The sequence below is a fragment of the Actinoplanes sp. G11-F43 genome (genome assembly GCF_050589265.1).
GTDB lineage: Bacteria > Actinomycetota > Actinomycetes > Mycobacteriales > Micromonosporaceae > Actinoplanes.
Window position 1 is genome coordinate 278,442 of the sequence record NZ_JBNZCE010000003.1, and the last position, 18,916, is coordinate 297,357.

An 18,916-nucleotide genomic window follows, 5' to 3' on the forward strand; every position below is an offset into this window, starting at 1 on the left:
CGTCAGCGGGTGCCGCGGCGGCCGGTACCGCGCCGATAGGTGCTGCCTCTGCCGGTGCGGCGTCCGTGGGTGCCGCATCGGCAGGCGCTGCTTCTGTCGGTGCGGCATCGGTAGGTGCAACTCCGACCGGCGCGGCTCCGGCGGGAACTGCTTCGGTGGGTGCCGCCTCGGTGGGTGCCGCCTCGGTGGGTGCCGCGTCGGTGGGTGCCGCTTCTGTGGGTGCGGCGTCGGTAGGTGCGGCCCAGGTCGGAGCACCGGCCGGCAACAAACCGGGCGGCAGGGTTCCGGCCGTGCTCGCGCTCCCCGCGGGTCCCGGCGGGCAGTCCGGGCCGGGCGGGTCGAGTGGACCCGGCGGACAGCCTGGACCGGGCGGACCGAACGGGCCTGGTGGGACGAACGGGGCCGGTGGGCCGAACGGGGCCGGTGGGCCGGGCGGCGCTGATGGACGGCCGGGTGCCGTTCGAGTCGCCGCGGGGGCGTTGCCGCCGGGGAGTGACGGTGCGACGGCGACGGGTTCGCAGGCGGAGGACGGCCGGCCCCGGGTGGAGGAAGCCCCGGAAGGCGGCCTGGCCGGTCTGCGGTACAAGATGCGGACCCAGCGGCGCTGGCGTCTGGTGACCTTGGTCTCGACGGCCGTCATGGTGCTGCTGGTGTTGCCGGCCTTCTTCGGCGTACGGGCGATGAGCTCCGACCCGGTCTTCGCCTCGCTGGACCAGCTGCCGGTGGCCGAGTGGGCCGACAAGGAGCCGCAGGACCACGAGTTCGGCAGTGCCCTGTGCATCGGTGAGTGCTCGTTCCGGGAGCGGGTGGCCGCGTCGGACCGGCCGTTCCCGGAGACTGCCACGGCGTACTCGAAAGCGTTGAAGACCGCCGGCTGGACCGAGTGGAAGGCCGACGCCTGTGAGAAGCCGGCCAGCCCGGAGGAGCAGAGTCACAGCTGCTGGCGGCGGGACGAACTGACGCTGGACCTGTTCGTGGGCCTGCCGGACTGCGCGGTGGACCAGTTCGCCGCGGAGCAGAATCCGGCGGCCGGTGAGGAGGCGCTGGAGCCGCTGGAGCCGGGGGAGTGTGTGGGCTCGTCGGTGCGGATAAAGGTGCAGAACACGATCGTCGACACCCGGGGCCGGACGGACACCGCTCCGGGGCCGCTGGGGGAGACTCCGGATACGGTCCTGCCGGACACCGATTCCATCTTCCCGACACCCCAGACGTCGTGACGCGGGTGGTGGTCACGGACGGTAGGGTCTGCTAGTCGTCCCGCCGAAACGTGACCACCCGAATAGGAGTACGCGCCACATGAATGCCGGAGAAATCGCAGGTCTTGTCGCGGCAGGCGCCTTCCTCATGCTCGTCCTGGTGCTGGCCGTGCCGATCCTCAAGTTGGGGCGCACCATCGACGCCACCACCAACGCGATCAACGACGTGGTCGACCGCACCGGGCCGCTGCTGACCAATGTGAACCACACGGTGGAGAACGTGAACGTGGCGCTGAGCCAGGTTCAGGTCTCTCTGGACGGTGTGAACGTGCAGCTGGCCAAGGTCGACACGATGACCGAGCACGCCCAGAACGTGACGGCGAACGTCGCGAACCTGGTCACCGTGGTGTCCGCGGCCGCCGCGAACCCGCTGGTCAAGGTGGCCTCTTTCGGGTACGGCCTGCGTAAGGCCGCGAACGCCCGGCGGAGTGCCGAGGAGGAGCGCGAGGTTCGCGCCGCGATCAAGCAGCGCCGTAAGACCGCCCGCTGAGCTGAGAGAGGTCACACGCCATGAAGCGTCTGCTGTGGCTCGGTGTCGGCTTGGCCGTCGGCGCCCTGGTCGTCCGCAAGCTGAACCAGAAGGCCAACGAGTTCACCCCGACGGGCATCGCCACCTCACTGTCGGAATCCGCTGGCGGCCTCGTCGAGTCGATGCGTAGCTTCGTGGAGGACGTCCGCGAGGGCATGGCCGAGCGGGAGACGCAGATCCACGAGGCGTTCGCCGCGGGGGAGCTGTACGAGGACAAATTCGCCGACCTGCGTGACGACGCGCAGGACGGCTCGCAGGAGGGAAATCGATGAGAACGGCGGAAGTCAAGCGGCGCTTCCTGGCGCATTTCGAGGCGAACGGGCACACGGTGGTCCCGAGTGCCCCGCTGCCGGCTATCGATGACCCGAACCTGCTGTTCATCAACGCCGGCATGGTGCAGTTCGTCCCGTTCTTCCTGGGGCAGCAGGCCGCGCCGTACGACCGGGCCGCGAGTGTGCAGAAGTGCATCCGGACGCCGGACATCGACGAGGTCGGCAAAACCTCCCGGCACGGCACGTTCTTCCAGATGAACGGCAACTTCTCGTTCGGCGACTACTTCAAGGCGGACGCGATCCGGCTGGCGTGGGAGCTGTCGACCAAGCCGGTCGACGAGGGTGGTTTCGGTCTGGACCCGGAGAAGATCTGGGCGACCGTCTACCTGGACGACGACGAGGCCATCGAGATGTGGAAGCGGACCGGTCTGCCGGCGGAGCGGATCGTGCGCCGCGGCAAGAAGGACAACTTCTGGTCGATGGGCATCCCGGGTCCGGCGGGCCCGTGTTCGGAGCTGTACTACGACCGTGGCCCCGCCTACGGGCAGGAGGGCGGCCCGGAGGTCGACGAGGACCGGTACCTGGAGTTCTGGAACCTGGTCTTCATGCAGCACGAGATCACCGACGTGAAGTCGAAGGAAGAGTTCACGATCGTCGGTGACCTGCCGAAGCAGAACATCGACACCGGCATGGGCCTGGAGCGGATCGCGTCGATCCTGCAGGGTGTCGACAACCTGTACGAGATCGACGAGGTCAAGCCGATCCTGGCGAAGGCCGCCGAGATGACCGGCAAGGAGTACGGCAAGCAGTCCGGTCATGCCGCGTCGGAGAGCCACCCGGACGACGTGCGCCTGCGGGTGATCGCCGACCACGTCCGGACCGCGCTGATGCTGATCAGTGATGGCATCGTGCCGTCCAACGAGGGCCGCGGTTACGTGCTGCGCCGCATCATGCGCCGGGCGATCCGGGCGATCCGCCTGCTCGGCTGGCAGGAGCCGGCGCTGCCGATCCTGCTGCCGATCGCGCGGGACTGCATGTCCCCGTCGTACCCGGAGGTGGAGAAGGAGTTCGGCCGGATCTCCACCTACGCCTACGCGGAGGAGGAGGCGTTCCTCGCCACGCTGAAGGCGGGCACCACGATCCTGGACTCGGCGATCACCGAGTCCAAGTCGGCGGGGAGGTCCCAGCTGAGCGGGGACAAGGCCTTCCAACTGCACGACACGTACGGCTTCCCGATCGATCTGACCCTGGAGATCGCGCAGGAGCAGGGCCTGCAGGTCGACCAGGAGGGTTTCCGCCGGCTGATGGCCGACCAGCGGGCCCGGGCGAAGGCGGACGCGGCGGCGCGCAAGACGGGCCACGCGGACCTGTCGGCGTACCGTTCGGCGCTGGAGTCGGGCGGCGCGGTCGAGTTCACCGGCTACCAGGAGATCACCCGTGAGTCGCGGGTGCGTGCCCTGATCGGTGACAAGGGCCGGATCGAGGTGGCCGGCGAGGGTGACTTCGTCGAGCTGGTGCTGGACACCACGCCGTTCTATGCGGAGGGCGGTGGCCAGCAGGCCGACAACGGCGTGATCAACGTCGGCAACGGCCGGCTGGAGATCGTCGACGTGCAGCAGCCGCTGCCGGGCCTGATCGTGCACAAGGCGCGGGTGGTCCGGGGTGAGGTGCGGGCCGGTGAGACGGCTCTGGCCGAGATCGACGTGACCCGCCGTAAGGCGATCTCCCGTTCGCACACCGCGACGCACCTGGTGCACCAGACGATGCGCAACTTCCTCGGTGAGTCGGCGACCCAGGCGGGTTCGCTGAACGCTCCGGGCCGGCTGCGGTTCGACTTCCACACTCCGGGCGCGGTGAACCCGACGGTGCTCTTCGACGTGGAGCAGCAGATCAACGAGGTGCTGCTGCGCGACCTGGAGGTGAACGCGTTCGTCACCTCGCAGGAGGAGGCGCGGCGGCTGGGCGCGATGGCGCTGTTCGGTGAGAAGTACGGCGACGAGGTCCGGGTGGTCGAGGTCGGTGACTACGCGCGGGAGCTGTGCGGTGGCACCCACGTGTCCCGGTCCGGTCAGCTGGGCCTGGTGAAGATCCTCAACGAGCAGTCGATCGGTTCCGGCGTACGCCGGGTGGAGGCTCTGGTCGGTCTGGACGCGTTCAGCTTCCTGGCGAAGGAGCATCTGCTGGTGTCGCGCCTGGCGGATCTGTTCCGGGTGCCCGGCGAGCAGGTGGCGGACCGGGTCGAGCAGACCGTCACGGCGCTGCGGGACGCGGAGAAGGAGCTGGAGAAGCTGCGGGCGCAGATGGTCCTGGGTGGGGCGGGTGCGCTCGCCGGCCAGGCCAAGGACGTGCGTGGGGTGGCCTACGTGGGCACCGAGGCGCCCGAGGGGGCGGCCGGCAACGACGTGCGTACCCTCGCGCAGGAGATCCGCGGCAAGATCGACGCCGCGCGTCCCGCGGTGGTCGCGGTGACCGCCCGGTCGAACGGCAAGGCGTCGCTGATCGTGGCGATCAACGCGGCGGCCAGGAGCCGGGGGGTGTCGGCGCAGGATCTGGTGAAGTCGGCGCTGTCCGGCCGGGGTGGCGGCAACGCCGATCTGGCGCAGGGCGGCGGTGTCCCGGCGGATCAGGCGCCGGTTCTGCTGGCCGCGATCGAGAAGGCGATCGCGGATCTGTCCTGAGGACTATTATCGAAGGGCGCTCCGGTTTTCCGGGGCGCCCTTGTTTTTCACCCGAAGTGATCATCCGATTCGTTTGTGTGTGCCGTTTCTTAGCGGAGCTTTAGGCCTTGACCGGGCTGCGGCGGCACCGTGGATGATGCGGTTAAGCTCTTGGCGCGATCGGCTGGGGCGATCATCCAAGCGTTGGGTACGGGAGGCGCGTGTTGGTGCTGTGCGGGTTGAAGGCGTGACTCAGCGTTTCGCTCGGGGCGTCCGCCTGGGGGTGGACGTGGGGCAGGTGCGTGTCGGGGTGGCCAAGTGCGACCCGGACGGCATTCTGGCGAGCCCGGTGGTGACCGTGCCGCGGGACCGGGAGACCGGTGACGACGGCACGCCGAAGGACATGACGGAGCTGGCCCGGCTGGCCGCCGAGTACGAGGCGGTCGAGGTCGTGGTCGGTTTGCCGGTGGCGCTCAACGGGCGTGAGGGTGTGGCGGCCGGCCACATCCGGGCGTATGTGGAGCGGCTCGGCCCGGTGCTCGCGCCGGTGCCGGTGCTGCTGACCGATGAGCGGATGTCGACCGTCGTGGCCAGCCGGAGACTGTCCGAGCGAGGCGTCAAGGGAAAGCGTCAGCGTGCGGTCGTGGACCAGGCGGCGGCCGTGGAGATCCTGCAGAGCTGGCTCAACGCGCAGCGGAGGCAGACTTAATTGATCGGCGAGATGGAAGATCTCAAGTACGAGGACAACCCGGATCCGGGCCGCTGGCGACATCGGAAGAAGAGCGCCGGGCGTACGGCTCTGGTGTTCGTCATGGTGTTGGTGCTGTTCGGGGTGCTGGGTGGCGGCGGATGGTTCGCCTACGACCGGTACGGCTCGAAGTTCCTCGCCGCGGACTGGGACGGCCCGGGCTCCGGCGAGGTGGTGGTCGAGGTCAAGCCGGGTGACGGCGGCTCGGCGATCGGCGCCACGCTGGAGTCCAAGGGCGTGGTGAAGAGCGCGCAGGCCTTCGTCAACGCTGCAAAGGACAACTCCGACAGTCAGAACATTCAGGTTGGATCGTACAAGCTCCGCAAGGAGATGAAGGCGACCGACGCGCTGGCGATGTTGCTGGACCGCAAGAACATGACCATCAACGGGGTGACCATCCCCGAGGGCTGGACCAAGATGCAGGTCTTCGACGCGTTCGCGAAGGCGACCGGCATCGAGTACGAGGAGTTCGAGAAGGCCGCCAAGGACATCTCGAAGCTCGGGGTCGGCGCCGAGTGGCTGAAGCGCAAGGACGGCAAGAAGGTCGACAAGTCCAACATCGAGGGCTTTCTCTACCCGGCCACCTACGAGCTGCAGGACGGCTGGACCGCGACCGACATCCTCAAGGCGATGGTCAAGAACTTCAACGCCGAGATGAAGAAGCTGAACTTCGCCGAGACCGCCGAGGAGAAGTTCAACATCTCGCCGTACGAGGCACTGGTCGCCGCGTCGATCACCCAGGTCGAGGCGCTGCTGCCGGAGGACATGGGCCCGGTGTCCCGGGTGCTCTACAACCGGGCGTACTCCGGCAACTTCCCGTGCGGCTGCCTGCAGCTGGACAGCACCGTCAACTACTGGCTGCGGCTGCAGGGCAAGGAGGGCAAGTCCTCCGAAAAGCTCACGATCGACGAGATGCACGGCGAGGACAACCCGTACCGGTACAACGCGCCCGGCATGTCGATCGGCCCGATCAGCAACCCCGGCGAGATCGCCCTCAAGGGTGCGCTCGACGCCAAGAAGAGCCCGTACTTCTTCTTCGTGACGGTCAACGAGAAGGGCGCCATGGCGTACGGGAAGACGTTCGACGAGCACAACAAGAACATTCAGGAAGCGTGTAGAAACGGCATCCCGATCTGTTAGCACCCCGGATGGGTGCCGGTGGTCGGCCGGAGTTGCTCCGGTCGGCCGCCGCCGTTAGGCAGGTTCAGGGGTGGGCGGCGAGGCATCGATGTGGGTATCGTGCCCGTCAGTGCTGATGCGGCCGCGTCGGAGGCAGGCGACATGATCGATGAACTGGACGTGGCGTTCGAAGAGGACGCCGAGCGTGGTGGGGCGGAGCGTGATCGCCGCCCGAAGAAGGGCCGTGGCCGGTCCGCGATCGCCATGGTCATGACGCTGCTGTTGTTCGGCGTTCTGGGCGGTGGTGTCTATTTCGGCTACACCAAGGTGGCCGGGTTCTTCGTCGCCGCCGACTACGACGGTGGCGGCAGCGGCCCGGTCGAGGTGACCATCGCCAAGAACTCGTCGCTCACCGAGATCGGCAACACGCTGGTCGAAGCGGATGTGGTGAAGAGCACGAAGGCGTTCCTGAACGCCGCCGACGCCGAGCCGCGCGCCAAGAACATCCAGTCCGGGACGTATGTGTTGCGCCGTCAGATGGCCGCAGCCCAGGCCGTGACGCAGCTGCTCGACCCGAACACCCGGCTGATCAAGGGCGCCACCGTGCCGGAGGGAAAGACCGCCAAGCAGACCTACGAGCTGCTGGCCAAGGCCACCGGGATCCCGGCGAAGGACTTCGAGGAGGCCGCGAAGGACCCGGAGGCGCTCGGCGTGCCGGACTGGTGGTTCAAGCGCAACGACGGCAAGCAGGTGGCCAAGAGCGCGGAGGGCTTCCTCTTCCCGGACACCTACGAGTTCGACCCGAAGGCCGACGCCAAGCAGGTGCTGCGCACGATGGTGGAGCACTTCCTCACCGTCACCGGCGAGATCGGGTTCGCCGACGAGGTGCAGAAGAACCTGGGCGTCTCGCCGTACGAGGCTCTGATCGTGGCATCGCTGGCACAGGCCGAGGCCGGCACCGCCAAGGACCTGCCCAAGGTGGCCCGGGTCGCCTACAACCGGGCGTACAAGAAGAAGATGCCGTTGCAGTTCGACGTCACCACGAACTACTGGCTGGAGCTCAACGGCAAGAAGGCCAAGCACTCCGGCAAGCTGACGCTGGACGAGATGCGGGACCCGAAGAACCCGTACAACTCGGAGACCCAGATCGGCCTGCCGATCGGCCCGATCAACAGCCCCGGCAAGGCGGCCCTGTCCGGCGCGATGAAGCCGCCGACGGCGTCCTGGCTGTTCTTCGTCGCGGTGGACAAGAAGGGCAACTCGGCGTTCGCCACCACCGATGCCGAGCACGAGAAGAACAAGGACAAGGCCTGCGACAACGGGATCCCGCTGTCCGACTGCTGACCCCGGGGTGTGGGTGAGGGCACCGGACGGGCGTCCACCCGTAGAGTGAGGCCGTGCAGAAGCCCGAGGAGACTTTGCCGACCGCCGGCACGCAGCCGGCCGCGAGGAAGGCCGCCGTGTGCGGCAAGCCGATCGCGCACTCGCTCTCGCCCTTCGTCCACACCGCCGGATTCGCCGCGGCCGGCCTGACCGGCTGGACCTACACCTCGATCGAGTGTGCCGAGTCCGAGCTGCCCGATCTGGTCGCCGGTCTCGGCCCGGAGTGGGCCGGCCTGTCGCTGACCATGCCCCTCAAGGAGGCGGCGCTGCGGCTGGCCGGCTCCGCCTCGCCCCTGGCCATCGCGGTGGGCTGCGCCAACACCCTGGTCCACCAGCCGGACGGCTCGTGGCACGCGGACAACACCGACGTCCCCGGCATGGTCCACGTGCTGCGCGACGCCGGGCTCGGACTGAGTCGCGGCCGGCACGCGGTCAAGGAGGCGCCGCCACGGATCACCGTGCTCGGCGGGGGCGGCACGGCGCGCGCCGCGCTGGCCGCCGCGGCCGAGCTGGGCGCCGAGACGGTCAACGTGGTGACCCGCCGGGCCGAGGCCCGGGAGGAGCTGGGCCCGGTCGCGGTGGCCCTCGGGCTCACCCTGGTCGGGGTGTCCTGGCCGGAGGCGGCCGGGGCCTTCGACGCCGACGCGGTGATCTCCACGGTGCCCAAGGGGGTCGCCGACGACCTGGCCGGCCGGGTCACCTGGAAACCCGGGAGTGTGTATTTCGACGCCCTCTACGACCCGTGGCCCACCCCGCTGGCCGCCTCGGCGCTCCAGCACGCGGTCACCGTGGTCTCCGGGCTGGACCTGCTGCTGGCCCAGGCGCTCGGCCAGTTCCAGCAGTTCACCGGTCTGCCCGAGGCACCCGAGGAAGCCATGCGCGCGGCGCTGGAACAGGCGGCCCGCAACAGGTGACGTCCGCTGGGCGGGATGGTGGCGGCCACCCGCCGGCCGGCCGGGACGCCGTGCCAGACTGGTGCCGTGTTGCGCTGGCTGACTGCAGGTGAATCCCACGGACCGGCGCTCGTCGCGATGCTGGAGGGTGTTCCCGCCGGTGTCGAGGTGACGAGCGCGGACATCACCCGTGATCTCGTACGCCGCCGTCTCGGCTACGGCCGCGGCGCCCGGATGAAGTTCGAGCAGGACGAGCTCGAGATCATCGGTGGTATCCGGCACGGGGTGACCCTGGGCTCACCGGTGGCGCTGCGGGTCGGCAACAGCGAGTGGCCCAAGTGGGAGACCGTGATGGCGGCCGACCCGGTGGACCCCGGCGTGCTCGCCGCCCAGTCGCGCAACGCCGCCCTGACCCGGCCCCGGCCCGGCCACGCCGACCTGGCCGGCATGCAGAAGTACGGGCATGCCGACGCCCGCCCGGTCCTGGAGCGCGCCAGCGCCCGGGAGACGGCGGCCCGGGTCGCCGTCGGGGTGGTCGCCAAGCAGCTGATCAAGCAGGCGCTCGGCATCGACATCGTGTCGCACGTGATCGAGCTGGGCTCGGTCGCCGCCAAGCCCGGTGTCATCCCGGTGCCGGACGACTTCGACCGGATCGATTCCGACCCGCTGCGCTGTCTGGACCCGGAGGCCAGCGCGCGGATGGTGGCCGAGGTGGACGCCGCGAAACAGGACGCGGACACCCTCGGCGGCATCGTGGAGGTGCTGGCGTACGGCGTACCGCCGGGTCTCGGATCCCATGTCCAATGGGACCGCAAGCTCGACGCCCGCCTGGCCACCGCCTTGATGTCGATCCAGTCGGTCAAGGGTGTGGAGATCGGTGACGGGTTCACCCAGGCCCGCTCGCGCGGCTCGGTCGCCCACGACGAGATCGTCCCGACCGACGCCGGCGTCAAGCGGGTCACCGACCGGGCCGGCGGCCTGGAGGGCGGCATCACCAACGGTGAGCCGCTGCGGGTGCGCGCCGCCCTCAAGCCGATCTCCTCGCTGAACCGGGCGCTGCAGACCGTCGACATCACCACCGGCGAACCGGCCACCGCGATCAACCAGCGCTCCGACGTCTGCGCCGTCCCGGCCGGCGCGGTGGTCGCCGAGGCGATGGTCGCCCTGGTGCTGGCCGAGGCGGCGACCGAGAAGTTCGGTGGTGACTCGGTCGCCGAGATCCGCCGCAACCTCGCGTCGTACCTCGACCACCTGATCATCCGCTGATGGCCCCGGTCGCGGTCTTCGTCGGCGTGATGGGCGCCGGCAAGACCACCGTCGGCCAGGCCGTCGCGGCGGAGCTGGGCGTCGAGTTCGCCGACACCGACCTGATCATCGAGGCGCGGGCCGGCAAACCGATCCCGGAGATCTTCGTCGACGAGGGCGAGGACGCGTTCCGCGCGATGGAACGCGAGACCGTCGCGTCGCAGCTGGAGACGTTCGGCGGGGTGCTCGCGCTGGGCGGCGGCGCCGTCCTCGACGAGGGCACCCGAAAGCTGCTCGCCGCGCACACGGTCGTGTACCTGTCGGTGGAGTTGACCGACGCGATCAAGCGGGTGGGGCTGGGCGCCGGCCGTCCGCTGCTGGCCCTGAACCCGCGGGCCACCCTGAAATACCTGCTGGACCAGCGCCGCCCTCTCTATCTGGAGGTGGCCACCCACACGGTGACCACCGACGGCCGCACCGAGCCGGACGTCACCGCCGAGGTCGTACGCCTCCTCAAGACCTGACCCGGTTCGGTGTGGTCGTCGTGGAGTTCGACGTCTTCGCTCCGTCCCACTCGTGTCGGCCCGCTCGCGCCGTAATGCGCCACGCCGGCGGATTCCGGGCCGATTGTGGTGACGTGCGGTTCGATCCGCGCCGGAAGGCGGCACGCGCACTGGTCAGTTGACCTTGCTCTCCAGGGCGTCCAGGCGTTCGAGGATCGAGGCGAGCAGGGCGGCGGGGGAGTTCGCGTCGTTGGGGCCGTTCGTGTTCGCCGCCCGGAGGTGGGCGTATCCCTCCAGGGCCGCCGCCACCGTGCGCCGGGCGGACTTGCCGTCGACGGCGCGGGAGCGGAGCAGGGCGCCGGCCGCGCCGTCCGGTTCGGCGGCCAGGCCGATCAGCAGGTGTTCGCAGCCGACGTAGTTGTGGCCCAGGCCGATCGCCTCGCCGACCGCCAGTTCCAGCGCGACCGCGGCCGGGTCGCTGAACCGCAGCGTGCCGTCGGTGACAGACGGTTCGGACGTGGCCGGTGCGGTGAGTGACGACGGGGCCACGTCCATCGCGGTGAGCAGCCGCAACGAGAGGTTGTGGCCCTCGGCCAGCATGCCGTGCAGCAGGTCCCCGGTGGTGACCGGGCCGGTGGTGGCCGAGCCGGCGGCCCGGTCGGCGGCCAGGGTGATCGCGGTGACCAGACGTGCGGTGAAACTGGGCAGTTGTTCGGTCAGCCGGTCCGGGTCGAGGTCGAGGTCGGTGAGGACCGCCTGGCGGATCGTGGTGATCCGGCGGACCGCCTGCTCCAGGGCGCGCTGGCAGATCGGCGAGACGGGCAGCCCGGTGTCGCGGACCGCTTCGGCGAGATCGTCGGGCAGGTAGACGTTGATTTTCGGCATGCCATCATGTGTAACCCTGATGGGGTTATCTGTCTATAACCCCATGAAGCCCGACTGTCGTACGAATAGGGTGTATCCCGTGGTGACGCGGATTCCGGTGACGGGTGACCGTCCATATGACGTGGTCGTGGGCCGAGGGCTCGCCGACGAACTGCCCGTGATGATCGACGGCGCGGCCCGGGTGGCGGTCCTGCACCCGCCGACGCTGCGTGAGCGCGCCGAGGCGGTGGCGAAGTCGGCGGGGGCGGCGACGGTGGTGCCGATCGAGGTGCCGGACGCCGAGGCGGGCAAGACGGTCGAGGTCGCGGCCCGGTGCTGGGACGCGCTGGGCGCCGCCGGATTCACCCGGACGGATGTCGTCGTCGGTGTCGGCGGCGGCGCGACCACCGACCTGGCCGGTTATGTCGCGGCCGCCTGGCTGCGCGGGGTGCGCTGGGTGCCGGTGTCCACGTCGGTGGCCGGCATGGTCGACGCGGCGGTCGGTGGCAAGACCGCGGTGAACATCGCGGCCGGCAAGAACCTGGTGGGCGCCTTCCACCCGCCGGCCGGGGTGATCTGCGATCTGGACGCGCTGGACACACTGCCCGCCGAGGACGTGGCGGCCGGCCTGGCCGAGGTGGTGAAGGGCGGTTTCATCGCCGATCCGCGGATCCTGGAGCTGGTCGAGGCGGATCCGGCGCGGGCCCTCGATCCGCGCGGTGACGTGCTGCGGGAGCTGATCGAGCGCAAGATCCGGGTCAAGGCGGACGTGGTCGGGGTGGATCTCAAGGAGTCCGGGCTGCGGGAGATCCTGAACTACGGGCACACCCTGGGGCACGCGATCGAGCGCCGCGAGCGGTACTCCTGGAAGCACGGGCACGCGGTCGCGGTCGGCATGATCTTCGCGGCCGAGCTGGGCCGGCTCGCCGGGCGGCTGGACGCGGCCACCGCCGATCGGCACCGGGCCGTTCTCGCGGCGATCGGCCTGCCCACCTCGTACGACGAGGATGCCTGGGAGGAACTGCTGCCCGCGATGCGCGTCGACAAGAAGGCGCGGGCGGCGACCTTGCGGTTCGTGGTCCTGGACGGCCTGGCGAAGCCGGGTGTGCTGACCGGGCCGGACGAGGAGCTGTTGCGCGAGGCGTACGCGGCGGTGGCCCGGTGATCTACGTGCTGAACGGGCCGAACCTGGGCCGGCTGGGTCTGCGGGAGCCGGGTGTCTACGGTTCGGCGACCTATCAGGACCTGGTGGACATGTGCCTGGGGGTGGGCGAGGCGCTGGGTGTGACCGTGGAGGTGAAGCAGACCAACGCCGAGCACGAGATGCTGGAGTGGCTCTACCAGGCCGCCGACGAGGGTGCCGACGTGGTGCTGAACCCGGGCGCCTGGACCCATTACAACTACGCGGTCCGGGACGCCTGCGCGATGCTGCGGGGCAAGCTGGTCGAGGTGCACATCTCGAACGTGCACACCCGGGAGGAGTTCCGGCACCACTCGGTGATCTCGGCGGTCGCCACCGGGGTGATCGCGGGTCTCGGTTTCGACGGTTATCGGCTTGCTCTGGAGCACATCGCGCGGTAGGCCCGATTCGCTCCGGGTGCCGTCACGCCGGTAGAGTGGTTCGGTCACCGATTCGCGTCACGATCGTCGCTCTGGATTAAAAAGGTAGGACATGGCTTCCACCAACGACCTGAAGAACGGCCTGGTTCTCAACCTCGACAAGGAGCTGTGGTCCGTCGTTGAGTTCCAGCACGTCAAGCCGGGTAAGGGACCTGCCTTCGTCCGGACCACGCTGAAGCACGTGCTGTCCGGCAAGGTGGTCGACAAGACCTTCAACGCCGGCACCAAGGTCGAGACGGCGACCGTGGACAAGCGGACGATGCAGTACCTGTACCAGGACGGCGAGGACTACGTCTTCATGGACCTGGACACCTACGAGCAGATCCACGTCCCCGGCGCGACCGTCGGTGACAACGCCAACTACCTGCTGCCCGAGGCCGAGGTCACGGTCGCGCTGCACGAGGGCGTGCCGCTCTACATCGAGCTGCCGACCAGCGTCTTCGTCGAGGTCACCTACACCGAGCCGGGTCTGCAGGGCGACCGCTCCACCGGCGGCACCAAGCCGGCCACCATCGAGACCGGCGCCACGGTCAACGTCCCGCTCTTCATCACCACCGGTGAGAAGATCAAGGTCGACACCCGCGACGGCCGCTACCTCGGCCGCAGCTGATGGCCGAAGGTCCCAAGAAGGAACGGCTCGCGCGGCGTAAGGCCCGCAAGCGTGCGCTCGACGTCCTCTTCGAGGCCGACCTGCGTGACCTGCCGCCGAGCCAGGTCCTTCTCACGTACCTGGACCGGATCGCCAAGCCGCACCCCGAGCACCTGGAGTACTCGAAGACTCTGATCGACGGTGTCGCCAAGCACCTCGACCGGATCGACGAGCTGATCGCCAGTTACGCCGAGGGGTGGACCATCGACCGGATGCCCACCGTCGACCGCAACCTGGCCCGGATCGCCGTCTACGAGCTGCTGTTCGAGGCGGATGTGGACGACCCGGTGGCGATCACCGAGGCGGTCGAGCTGGCCCGGGAGATGTCGACCGACGACAGCCCGCGCTTCCTCAACGGACTGCTGGACCGGATCGCCGCGTTCGCCACCCGCTGACTACTCGCTGACAGGCCCGAAAAGGCCCGCTCAGCCCTCCGAAGAGGCCCGAATCTGTTGGTTCGGGTCTCTTTGCATACACGAAAGCCCGCGTCGGGAGACGCGGGCTTTGCGGGGGGCGCTACTGGGTGTTGCTGAACTCAGCTGGCGAAGAACGCGCGCGGGTCGGCCACCAGGACGCCCTGCTCGGTCAGGCGCTCGATGAGGCCGGACGGCGAGATGTCGTAGACGATGGCGAGCGCGCGCAGGTCGTCGGCCCGGATGGACAGCACGCGACCGTTGTAGTCACCGCGCTGCTGCTGGATGGCCCGGGCGTAACGAGCCACGTAGGCGAGGTCCTCGCCGGTGGTGTCGTACAGCTTCTCCAGGTCCAGAACGATCTTGTTGGTGGCCTCGAGCCGGATGCCACTGCCGTCGGGCAGCAGCTCGGAGACGGGGACACGGTAGAAGTCGGCCAGTTCGGCCAGACGGGACACGGTTACCGCGCGGTCACCACGCTCGTACGAGCCCACGACGACCGCCTTCCAGCGGCCGTTGGACTTCTCTTCGACGCCCTGCAGGGACAAGCCCTGCTGCTGGCGGATGGAGCGCAGGCGAGCGCCCAGCGACTTGGCGTACTCAGACGGCATATGGACACTCCCGGTACTGTGGCTGGACCGTGAAGGTTCTTTCCTCACGGATCGCTACGCTGCGTGACGGTACGGAGTTTGCGACCGCCGGTCAAGTGTTGGTTACCGATGAGTCGCGCGGTCCCGCACCAAAGTTACCGGCTGTATCCCTAGTCGCGTTGATTTGTCCGCTCTGCTCCAGTCAGCCACGTCACCATGGTCAACGCCGGGGCCGCTGGTAACGTAGCGTCAGCCATCGGGTCTTCCTCTCACCGAGTGACCCGACCGACATCCTTTAACGACCCGTCCCGTGAGGCGGGGAAGGAGGTCCGCCGTGGCGCAGCCACGCGCAGACGCGCCCAGCAAGATCATTCTGGAGGGGTCCGACCTGCATCGGGTCGTCGACCGCATCGCACACCAGATCCTGGAGAAGACCTCCGGCGCCACCGGCACCGTGCTGCTCGGCATCCCCACCCGGGGTGTTCCGCTCGCGCACCGGCTCGCCGCCCGGATTCACGCGTTCGAGGGCGTCGAGGTCCCGGTCGGCTCCCTCGACATCACGCTCTACCGCGACGATCTGCGCCTCAAGGCCACCCGCGCGCTCGGCCGCACCGAGCTGCCGCCGGGCGGCATCGACGGCCTGCGGGTCATCCTGGTCGACGACGTGCTCTTCTCCGGCCGCTCGGTGCGCGCCGCGCTGGACGCTCTGCAGGACCTCGGCCGGCCCAGCTCGGTGCAGCTCGCCGTGCTGGTCGATCGCGGTCACCGGCAGTTGCCGATCCGCGCCGACTACGTGGGCAAGAACATCCCCACCGCGCTCAGCGAGAGTGTCAAGGTCGGCCTCACCGAGACCGACGGGGCCGACGAGGTCCGCCTGATCGGAGGCCTCGGATGATCAAGCACCTGCGCTCCGCCGCCGACCTCGACGCGGCCACCGCCACCCTGATCCTGGACACCGCGGGGGAGATGGCGGCGCTCTCCGGGCGGGAGGTCAAGAAGCTTCCCGCGCTGCGCGGGCGGACCGTGGTCAACCTCTTCTACGAGGACTCCACCCGCACCCGGATCTCGTTCGAGGCGGCGGCCAAGCGGCTCTCCGCCGACGTGATCAATTTCTCCGCCAAGGGCTCCAGCGTCTCGAAGGGCGAGAGCCTCAAGGACACCGCGCTGACCCTGCAGGCGATGGGCGCCGACGCGGTGGTCATCCGCCACTCGGCCAGCGGCGCCCCGCACCGGCTGGCGAACTGGGTGGAGGGCTCGGTGGTCAACGCCGGCGACGGCACCCACGAGCACCCGACGCAGGCTCTGCTGGACGCGTACACCATGCGGTCCCGCCTGGGCCGTCTCGACGGTCTCAAGGTCGCCGTCGTCGGGGACGTGCTGCACAGCCGGGTGGCCCGCTCCAACATCCTGCTGCTGTCGACGCTCGGCGCGCAGGTGACCGTGGTCGGCCCGCCCACCCTGATCCCGCTCGACCTCACCGAGAAGGCCCAGGTCAGCTACGACCTGGACGCGGTGCTGCCGGACAGCGACGTGGTGATGATGCTGCGCGTGCAGACCGAGCGGATGCAGGACTCCTACTTCCCGTCGGCCCGGGAGTACAGCCGCCGGTACGGGCTCGACGCCCCCCGGCTGGCGAGGATGCCCGAGCACGCGATCGTCATGCACCCCGGTCCGATGAACCGGGGCATGGAGATCGCGCCCGAGGTCGCCGACTCACCCCGTTCCACCATCGTCGAACAGGTCGCCAACGGCGTCAGCGTCCGGATGGCCGTCCTCTACCTGCTGCTGGGAGGCAAGTGATGGCGTACCTGCTCAAGGGCGTCTCGATCCTCGGCGCCGCGCCGACCGATCTCTTCATCAAAGACGGCGTGGTCGCCGCTTATGACGAAAAATCCGACAACCAGGTCATCGATGCCACCGGCCTGGTCGCCCTGCCCGGACTGGTGGACGTGCACACCCACCTGCGCGAGCCGGGCCGCGAGGACGCCGAGACCGTCGACACCGGCTCCCGGGCCGCGGCCCTCGGCGGCTACACCGCGGTCTGCGCGATGGCCAACACCTCGCCGGTCGCCGACACCGCCGGCGTGGTCGAGCAGGTCTGGCGCCTGGGCCGGGAGGCCGGGCTGGTCGACGTGCAGCCGATCGGCGCGGTCACCGTCGGCCTGGCCGGCAAGCAGATGGCCGAGCTGGGCGCGATGGCCACCTCCGCGGCCAACGTGCGGATCTTCTCCGACGACGGCTTCTGCGTCGCCGACCCCAAGCTGATGCGCCGTGCCCTGGAGTACGTGAAGGCGTTCGACGGGGTCATCGCCCAGCACGCCGAGGAGCCCCGGCTCACCGAGGGCGCCCAGATGCACGAGGGCGAGGTCAGCACCCGCCTGGGCCTGACCGGCTGGCCGGCCGTCGCCGAGGAGGCGATCATCGCCCGGGACGTGCTGCTCGCCGAGCACGTCGGCAGCCGTCTGCACGTCTGCCACGTCTCCACCGCCGGGTCGGTCGAGGTGCTGCGCCAGGCCAAGGCCCGCGGCGTCCGCGTCACCGCCGAGGTCACCCCGCACCACCTGCTGCTCACCGACGAACTCGCGGCCGGCTACGACCCGGTCTTCAAGGTCAACCCACCATTGCGTACGCGTACCGACGTCGAAGCCCTCCGCCAGGCGCTGCGCGACGGGGTGATCGACGTGGTGGCCACCGACCACGCCCCGCACGCCGTGCAGGACAAGGAGTGCGAGTGGTCGTACGCCCGTCCCGGCATGCTCGGCCTGGAGACCGCCCTGCCGATCGTGCTGAGCGTCTTCGGCCCGGACTGGGACCTGATCGCCGACCGGATGTCGATCGCACCGGCCCGCATCGCCGGGCTGACCGGGCACGGCGGTGACCTGACGAAGCCGGGCACCCCGGCCAACCTCACGCTGGTGGACCCCTCGGTGCAGCGGGTCGTCGACCCGTCCGAGCTGGCCAGCCGCAGCCGCAACACGCCGTACGCCGGCATGACCCTGCCCGGTCGCATCGTCGCGACCTTCCTGCGGGGCGAGGCCACGGTTCTGGACGGAAAGGCAGTCAAGTGACCAAGGCGATCCTCGTCCTCGAAGACGGTCGCACGTTCCACGGCACCTCCTACGGCGCCGTCGGTGAGACGTTCGGCGAGGCGGTGTTCACCACCGGCATGACCGGCTACCAGGAGACACTGACCGACCCGTCGTTCCACAAGCAGGTGGTGGTGCAGACCGCACCGCAGATCGGCAACACCGGCGTCAACGCCGAGGACGACGAGTCGGACCGGATCTGGGTCTCCGGCTACGTGGTCCGCGACCCGGCCCGCCGCCCGTCCAACTGGCGCTCCACCGGTGACCTCGGTGACCGGCTGGCCGCCGAGGGGATCGTCGGCATCAGTGGTGTGGACACCCGCGCCCTGACCCGGCACCTGCGCGAGCGGGGCGCCATGCGGGTCGGCATCTCGTCGCTCGATCTTGATGGTGCGGCGCTGCGGCAGCGGGTCCTGGCCCAGCCGCAGATGCTCGGCGCCGACCTGTCCGCCCAGGTCACCACGGGTTCGCCCTATGTGGTCCAGGCCGAGGGCGAGCACCGCTACACGGTCGCCGCGCTGGACCTGGGCATCAAGCGCAACGTCTCCCGCCGCCTGGCCGCCCGCGGTGTCACCACGCACGTCTTCCCGGCCTCCTCCTCGATCGAGGACCTGCTCGCGGTCAGCCCCGACGCGGTGTTCTTCTCGCCCGGCCCGGGTGACCCGGCCACCGCCGACGGCCCGGTCGCGCTGGCCCGCGAGGTGATGCGCCGCCAGGTGCCGCTGTTCGGCATCTGCTTCGGCAGCCAGATCCTCGGCCGCGCCCTCGGCTTCGGCACCTACAAGCTGGGTTACGGTCACCGCGGCATCAACCAGCCGGTGCTCGACAAGACCACCGGCAAGGTCGAGGTGACCAGCCACAACCACGGGTTCGCGGTGGACGCCCCGATCGGGCAGCGCGTCGACACCGAGTTCGGTGGCGTCGAGGTCTCGCACGTCTGCCTCAACGACGACGTGGTCGAGGGGCTCCGGGGCCTGGAGGTCCCGGCGTTCACCGTCCAGTACCACCCCGAGGCCGCCGCCGGCCCGCACGACGCCGACTACCTGTTCGACCGCTTCGTCGAGCTCGTCGAGAAGAAGGGCTGAGTTC

General features: G+C 69.5%; 20 protein-coding genes. 18 read left to right on the forward strand and 2 right to left on the reverse strand.

Annotation, left to right across the window (positions count from 1 at the left end; translation table 11 throughout):
* The first annotated feature begins 542 nt into the window (after nucleotides 1-542).
* The 10 genes from ACQ0O7_RS03170 (at nucleotide 543) to ACQ0O7_RS03215 (ending at nucleotide 10,626) form a co-directional block, all read left to right on the forward strand.
* A complete protein-coding gene (locus tag ACQ0O7_RS03170; protein WP_430780205.1) occupies nucleotides 543-1,217 on the forward strand; it encodes a hypothetical protein in 675 nt (224 codons plus the stop codon).
* A 79-nt stretch (nucleotides 1,218-1,296) separates the two neighbouring features.
* On the forward strand, nucleotides 1,297-1,746 hold the full coding sequence (locus tag ACQ0O7_RS03175; RefSeq protein ID WP_430780206.1) for a DUF948 domain-containing protein: 450 nt from the start codon (nucleotides 1,297-1,299) through the stop codon (nucleotides 1,744-1,746).
* A gap of 20 nt (nucleotides 1,747-1,766) precedes the next feature.
* Entirely contained in the window at nucleotides 1,767-2,057 is a 291-nt protein-coding gene (locus tag ACQ0O7_RS03180) for a hypothetical protein (protein ID WP_430780207.1), read from the forward strand.
* Complete coding sequence (alaS, locus tag ACQ0O7_RS03185; RefSeq protein WP_430780208.1) at nucleotides 2,054-4,735, forward strand: alanine--tRNA ligase; 2,682 nt, start codon at nucleotides 2,054-2,056, stop codon at nucleotides 4,733-4,735. The genes ACQ0O7_RS03180 and alaS overlap by 4 nt, the downstream gene beginning before the upstream one ends.
* A gap of 226 nt (nucleotides 4,736-4,961) precedes the next feature.
* On the forward strand, nucleotides 4,962-5,423 hold the full coding sequence (ruvX, locus tag ACQ0O7_RS03190) for a Holliday junction resolvase RuvX (protein WP_430780209.1): 462 nt from the start codon (nucleotides 4,962-4,964) through the stop codon (nucleotides 5,421-5,423).
* Nucleotides 5,424-5,435: 12 nt separating this feature from the next.
* A complete protein-coding gene (gene mltG, locus ACQ0O7_RS03195) occupies nucleotides 5,436-6,602 on the forward strand; it encodes an endolytic transglycosylase MltG (protein WP_430780210.1) in 1,167 nt (388 codons plus the stop codon).
* A 141-nt stretch (nucleotides 6,603-6,743) separates the two neighbouring features.
* Nucleotides 6,744-7,925: an endolytic transglycosylase MltG gene (gene mltG, locus ACQ0O7_RS03200; protein WP_430780211.1), complete on the forward strand. Its 1,182-nt coding sequence runs from the start codon at nucleotides 6,744-6,746 to the stop codon at nucleotides 7,923-7,925.
* A gap of 53 nt (nucleotides 7,926-7,978) precedes the next feature.
* The gene (locus ACQ0O7_RS03205; RefSeq protein ID WP_430780212.1) at nucleotides 7,979-8,878 is read left to right on the forward strand and encodes a shikimate dehydrogenase; all 900 of its coding nucleotides are present in this window, start codon (nucleotides 7,979-7,981) and stop codon (nucleotides 8,876-8,878) included.
* Between the two features lie 66 nt (nucleotides 8,879-8,944).
* A complete protein-coding gene (aroC, locus tag ACQ0O7_RS03210) occupies nucleotides 8,945-10,123 on the forward strand; it encodes a chorismate synthase (RefSeq protein WP_430780213.1) in 1,179 nt (392 codons plus the stop codon).
* Nucleotides 10,123-10,626: a shikimate kinase gene (locus ACQ0O7_RS03215; RefSeq protein ID WP_430780214.1), complete on the forward strand. Its 504-nt coding sequence runs from the start codon at nucleotides 10,123-10,125 to the stop codon at nucleotides 10,624-10,626. The genes aroC and ACQ0O7_RS03215 overlap by 1 nt, the downstream gene beginning before the upstream one ends.
* A 153-nt stretch (nucleotides 10,627-10,779) precedes the next feature.
* Here the strand turns inward: ACQ0O7_RS03215 and ACQ0O7_RS03220 are convergent, their stop codons facing one another.
* Entirely contained in the window at nucleotides 10,780-11,490 is a 711-nt protein-coding gene (locus tag ACQ0O7_RS03220) for a Clp protease N-terminal domain-containing protein (RefSeq protein WP_430780215.1), read from the reverse strand.
* A 43-nt stretch (nucleotides 11,491-11,533) separates the two neighbouring features.
* Between ACQ0O7_RS03220 and aroB the strand changes: the two genes are divergently transcribed.
* The 4 genes from aroB to nusB all read left to right on the forward strand — a co-directional run bounded on the left by aroB (nucleotide 11,534) and on the right by nusB (nucleotide 14,133).
* Complete coding sequence (gene aroB / locus ACQ0O7_RS03225; RefSeq protein WP_430780216.1) at nucleotides 11,534-12,634, forward strand: 3-dehydroquinate synthase; 1,101 nt, start codon at nucleotides 11,534-11,536, stop codon at nucleotides 12,632-12,634.
* The gene (gene aroQ / locus ACQ0O7_RS03230; protein WP_430780217.1) at nucleotides 12,631-13,050 is read left to right on the forward strand and encodes a type II 3-dehydroquinate dehydratase; all 420 of its coding nucleotides are present in this window, start codon (nucleotides 12,631-12,633) and stop codon (nucleotides 13,048-13,050) included. Before aroB ends, aroQ begins: the two co-directional genes overlap by 4 nt.
* A gap of 91 nt (nucleotides 13,051-13,141) precedes the next feature.
* A complete protein-coding gene (gene efp, locus ACQ0O7_RS03235) occupies nucleotides 13,142-13,699 on the forward strand; it encodes an elongation factor P (protein ID WP_430780218.1) in 558 nt (185 codons plus the stop codon).
* Nucleotides 13,699-14,133, forward strand: a complete 435-nt coding sequence (gene nusB, locus ACQ0O7_RS03240) for a transcription antitermination factor NusB (protein ID WP_430780219.1) — start codon at nucleotides 13,699-13,701, stop codon at nucleotides 14,131-14,133. Before efp ends, nusB begins: the two co-directional genes overlap by 1 nt.
* Before the next feature lie 140 nt (nucleotides 14,134-14,273).
* Here the strand turns inward: nusB and bldD are convergent, their stop codons facing one another.
* Nucleotides 14,274-14,762, reverse strand: coding sequence for a transcriptional regulator BldD (gene bldD / locus ACQ0O7_RS03245; RefSeq protein WP_014446326.1), 489 nt, complete (start codon nucleotides 14,760-14,762; stop codon nucleotides 14,274-14,276).
* A gap of 313 nt (nucleotides 14,763-15,075) precedes the next feature.
* Here bldD and pyrR point away from each other — a divergent pair, with 313 nt between their 5' ends.
* The 4 genes from pyrR to carA are packed head-to-tail and all read left to right on the forward strand — an operon-like array spanning nucleotide 15,076 to nucleotide 18,912.
* Entirely contained in the window at nucleotides 15,076-15,636 is a 561-nt protein-coding gene (gene pyrR / locus ACQ0O7_RS03250) for a bifunctional pyr operon transcriptional regulator/uracil phosphoribosyltransferase PyrR (protein ID WP_430780220.1), read from the forward strand.
* A complete protein-coding gene (locus ACQ0O7_RS03255) occupies nucleotides 15,633-16,541 on the forward strand; it encodes an aspartate carbamoyltransferase catalytic subunit (protein WP_430780221.1) in 909 nt (302 codons plus the stop codon). The genes pyrR and ACQ0O7_RS03255 overlap by 4 nt, the downstream gene beginning before the upstream one ends.
* On the forward strand, nucleotides 16,538-17,809 hold the full coding sequence (locus tag ACQ0O7_RS03260; RefSeq protein ID WP_430780222.1) for a dihydroorotase: 1,272 nt from the start codon (nucleotides 16,538-16,540) through the stop codon (nucleotides 17,807-17,809). The genes ACQ0O7_RS03255 and ACQ0O7_RS03260 overlap by 4 nt, the downstream gene beginning before the upstream one ends.
* Nucleotides 17,806-18,912: a glutamine-hydrolyzing carbamoyl-phosphate synthase small subunit gene (gene carA / locus ACQ0O7_RS03265; protein WP_430780223.1), complete on the forward strand. Its 1,107-nt coding sequence runs from the start codon at nucleotides 17,806-17,808 to the stop codon at nucleotides 18,910-18,912. Before ACQ0O7_RS03260 ends, carA begins: the two co-directional genes overlap by 4 nt.
* Nucleotides 18,913-18,916: the final 4 nt, after the last annotated feature.

Coding starts and splice junctions, on each gene's coding strand:
- ACQ0O7_RS03175 (WP_430780206.1), top strand. CDS start 1,297: ATGAATGCCGGAGAAATCGCAGGTCTTGTCGCGGCAGGCGCCTTCCTC.
- ACQ0O7_RS03180 (WP_430780207.1), top strand. CDS start 1,767: ATGAAGCGTCTGCTGTGGCTCGGTGTCGGCTTGGCCGTCGGCGCCCTG.
- alaS (WP_430780208.1), top strand. CDS start 2,054: ATGAGAACGGCGGAAGTCAAGCGGCGCTTCCTGGCGCATTTCGAGGCG.
- mltG (WP_430780210.1), top strand. CDS start 5,436: ATGGAAGATCTCAAGTACGAGGACAACCCGGATCCGGGCCGCTGGCGA.
- mltG (WP_430780211.1), top strand. CDS start 6,744: ATGATCGATGAACTGGACGTGGCGTTCGAAGAGGACGCCGAGCGTGGT.
- ACQ0O7_RS03215 (WP_430780214.1), top strand. CDS start 10,123: ATGGCCCCGGTCGCGGTCTTCGTCGGCGTGATGGGCGCCGGCAAGACC.
- ACQ0O7_RS03220 (WP_430780215.1), bottom strand. CDS start 11,490: ATGCCGAAAATCAACGTCTACCTGCCCGACGATCTCGCCGAAGCGGTC.
- aroB (WP_430780216.1), top strand. CDS start 11,534: ATGAAGCCCGACTGTCGTACGAATAGGGTGTATCCCGTGGTGACGCGG.
- efp (WP_430780218.1), top strand. CDS start 13,142: ATGGCTTCCACCAACGACCTGAAGAACGGCCTGGTTCTCAACCTCGAC.
- nusB (WP_430780219.1), top strand. CDS start 13,699: ATGGCCGAAGGTCCCAAGAAGGAACGGCTCGCGCGGCGTAAGGCCCGC.
- bldD (WP_014446326.1), bottom strand. CDS start 14,762: ATGCCGTCTGAGTACGCCAAGTCGCTGGGCGCTCGCCTGCGCTCCATC.
- ACQ0O7_RS03255 (WP_430780221.1), top strand. CDS start 15,633: ATGATCAAGCACCTGCGCTCCGCCGCCGACCTCGACGCGGCCACCGCC.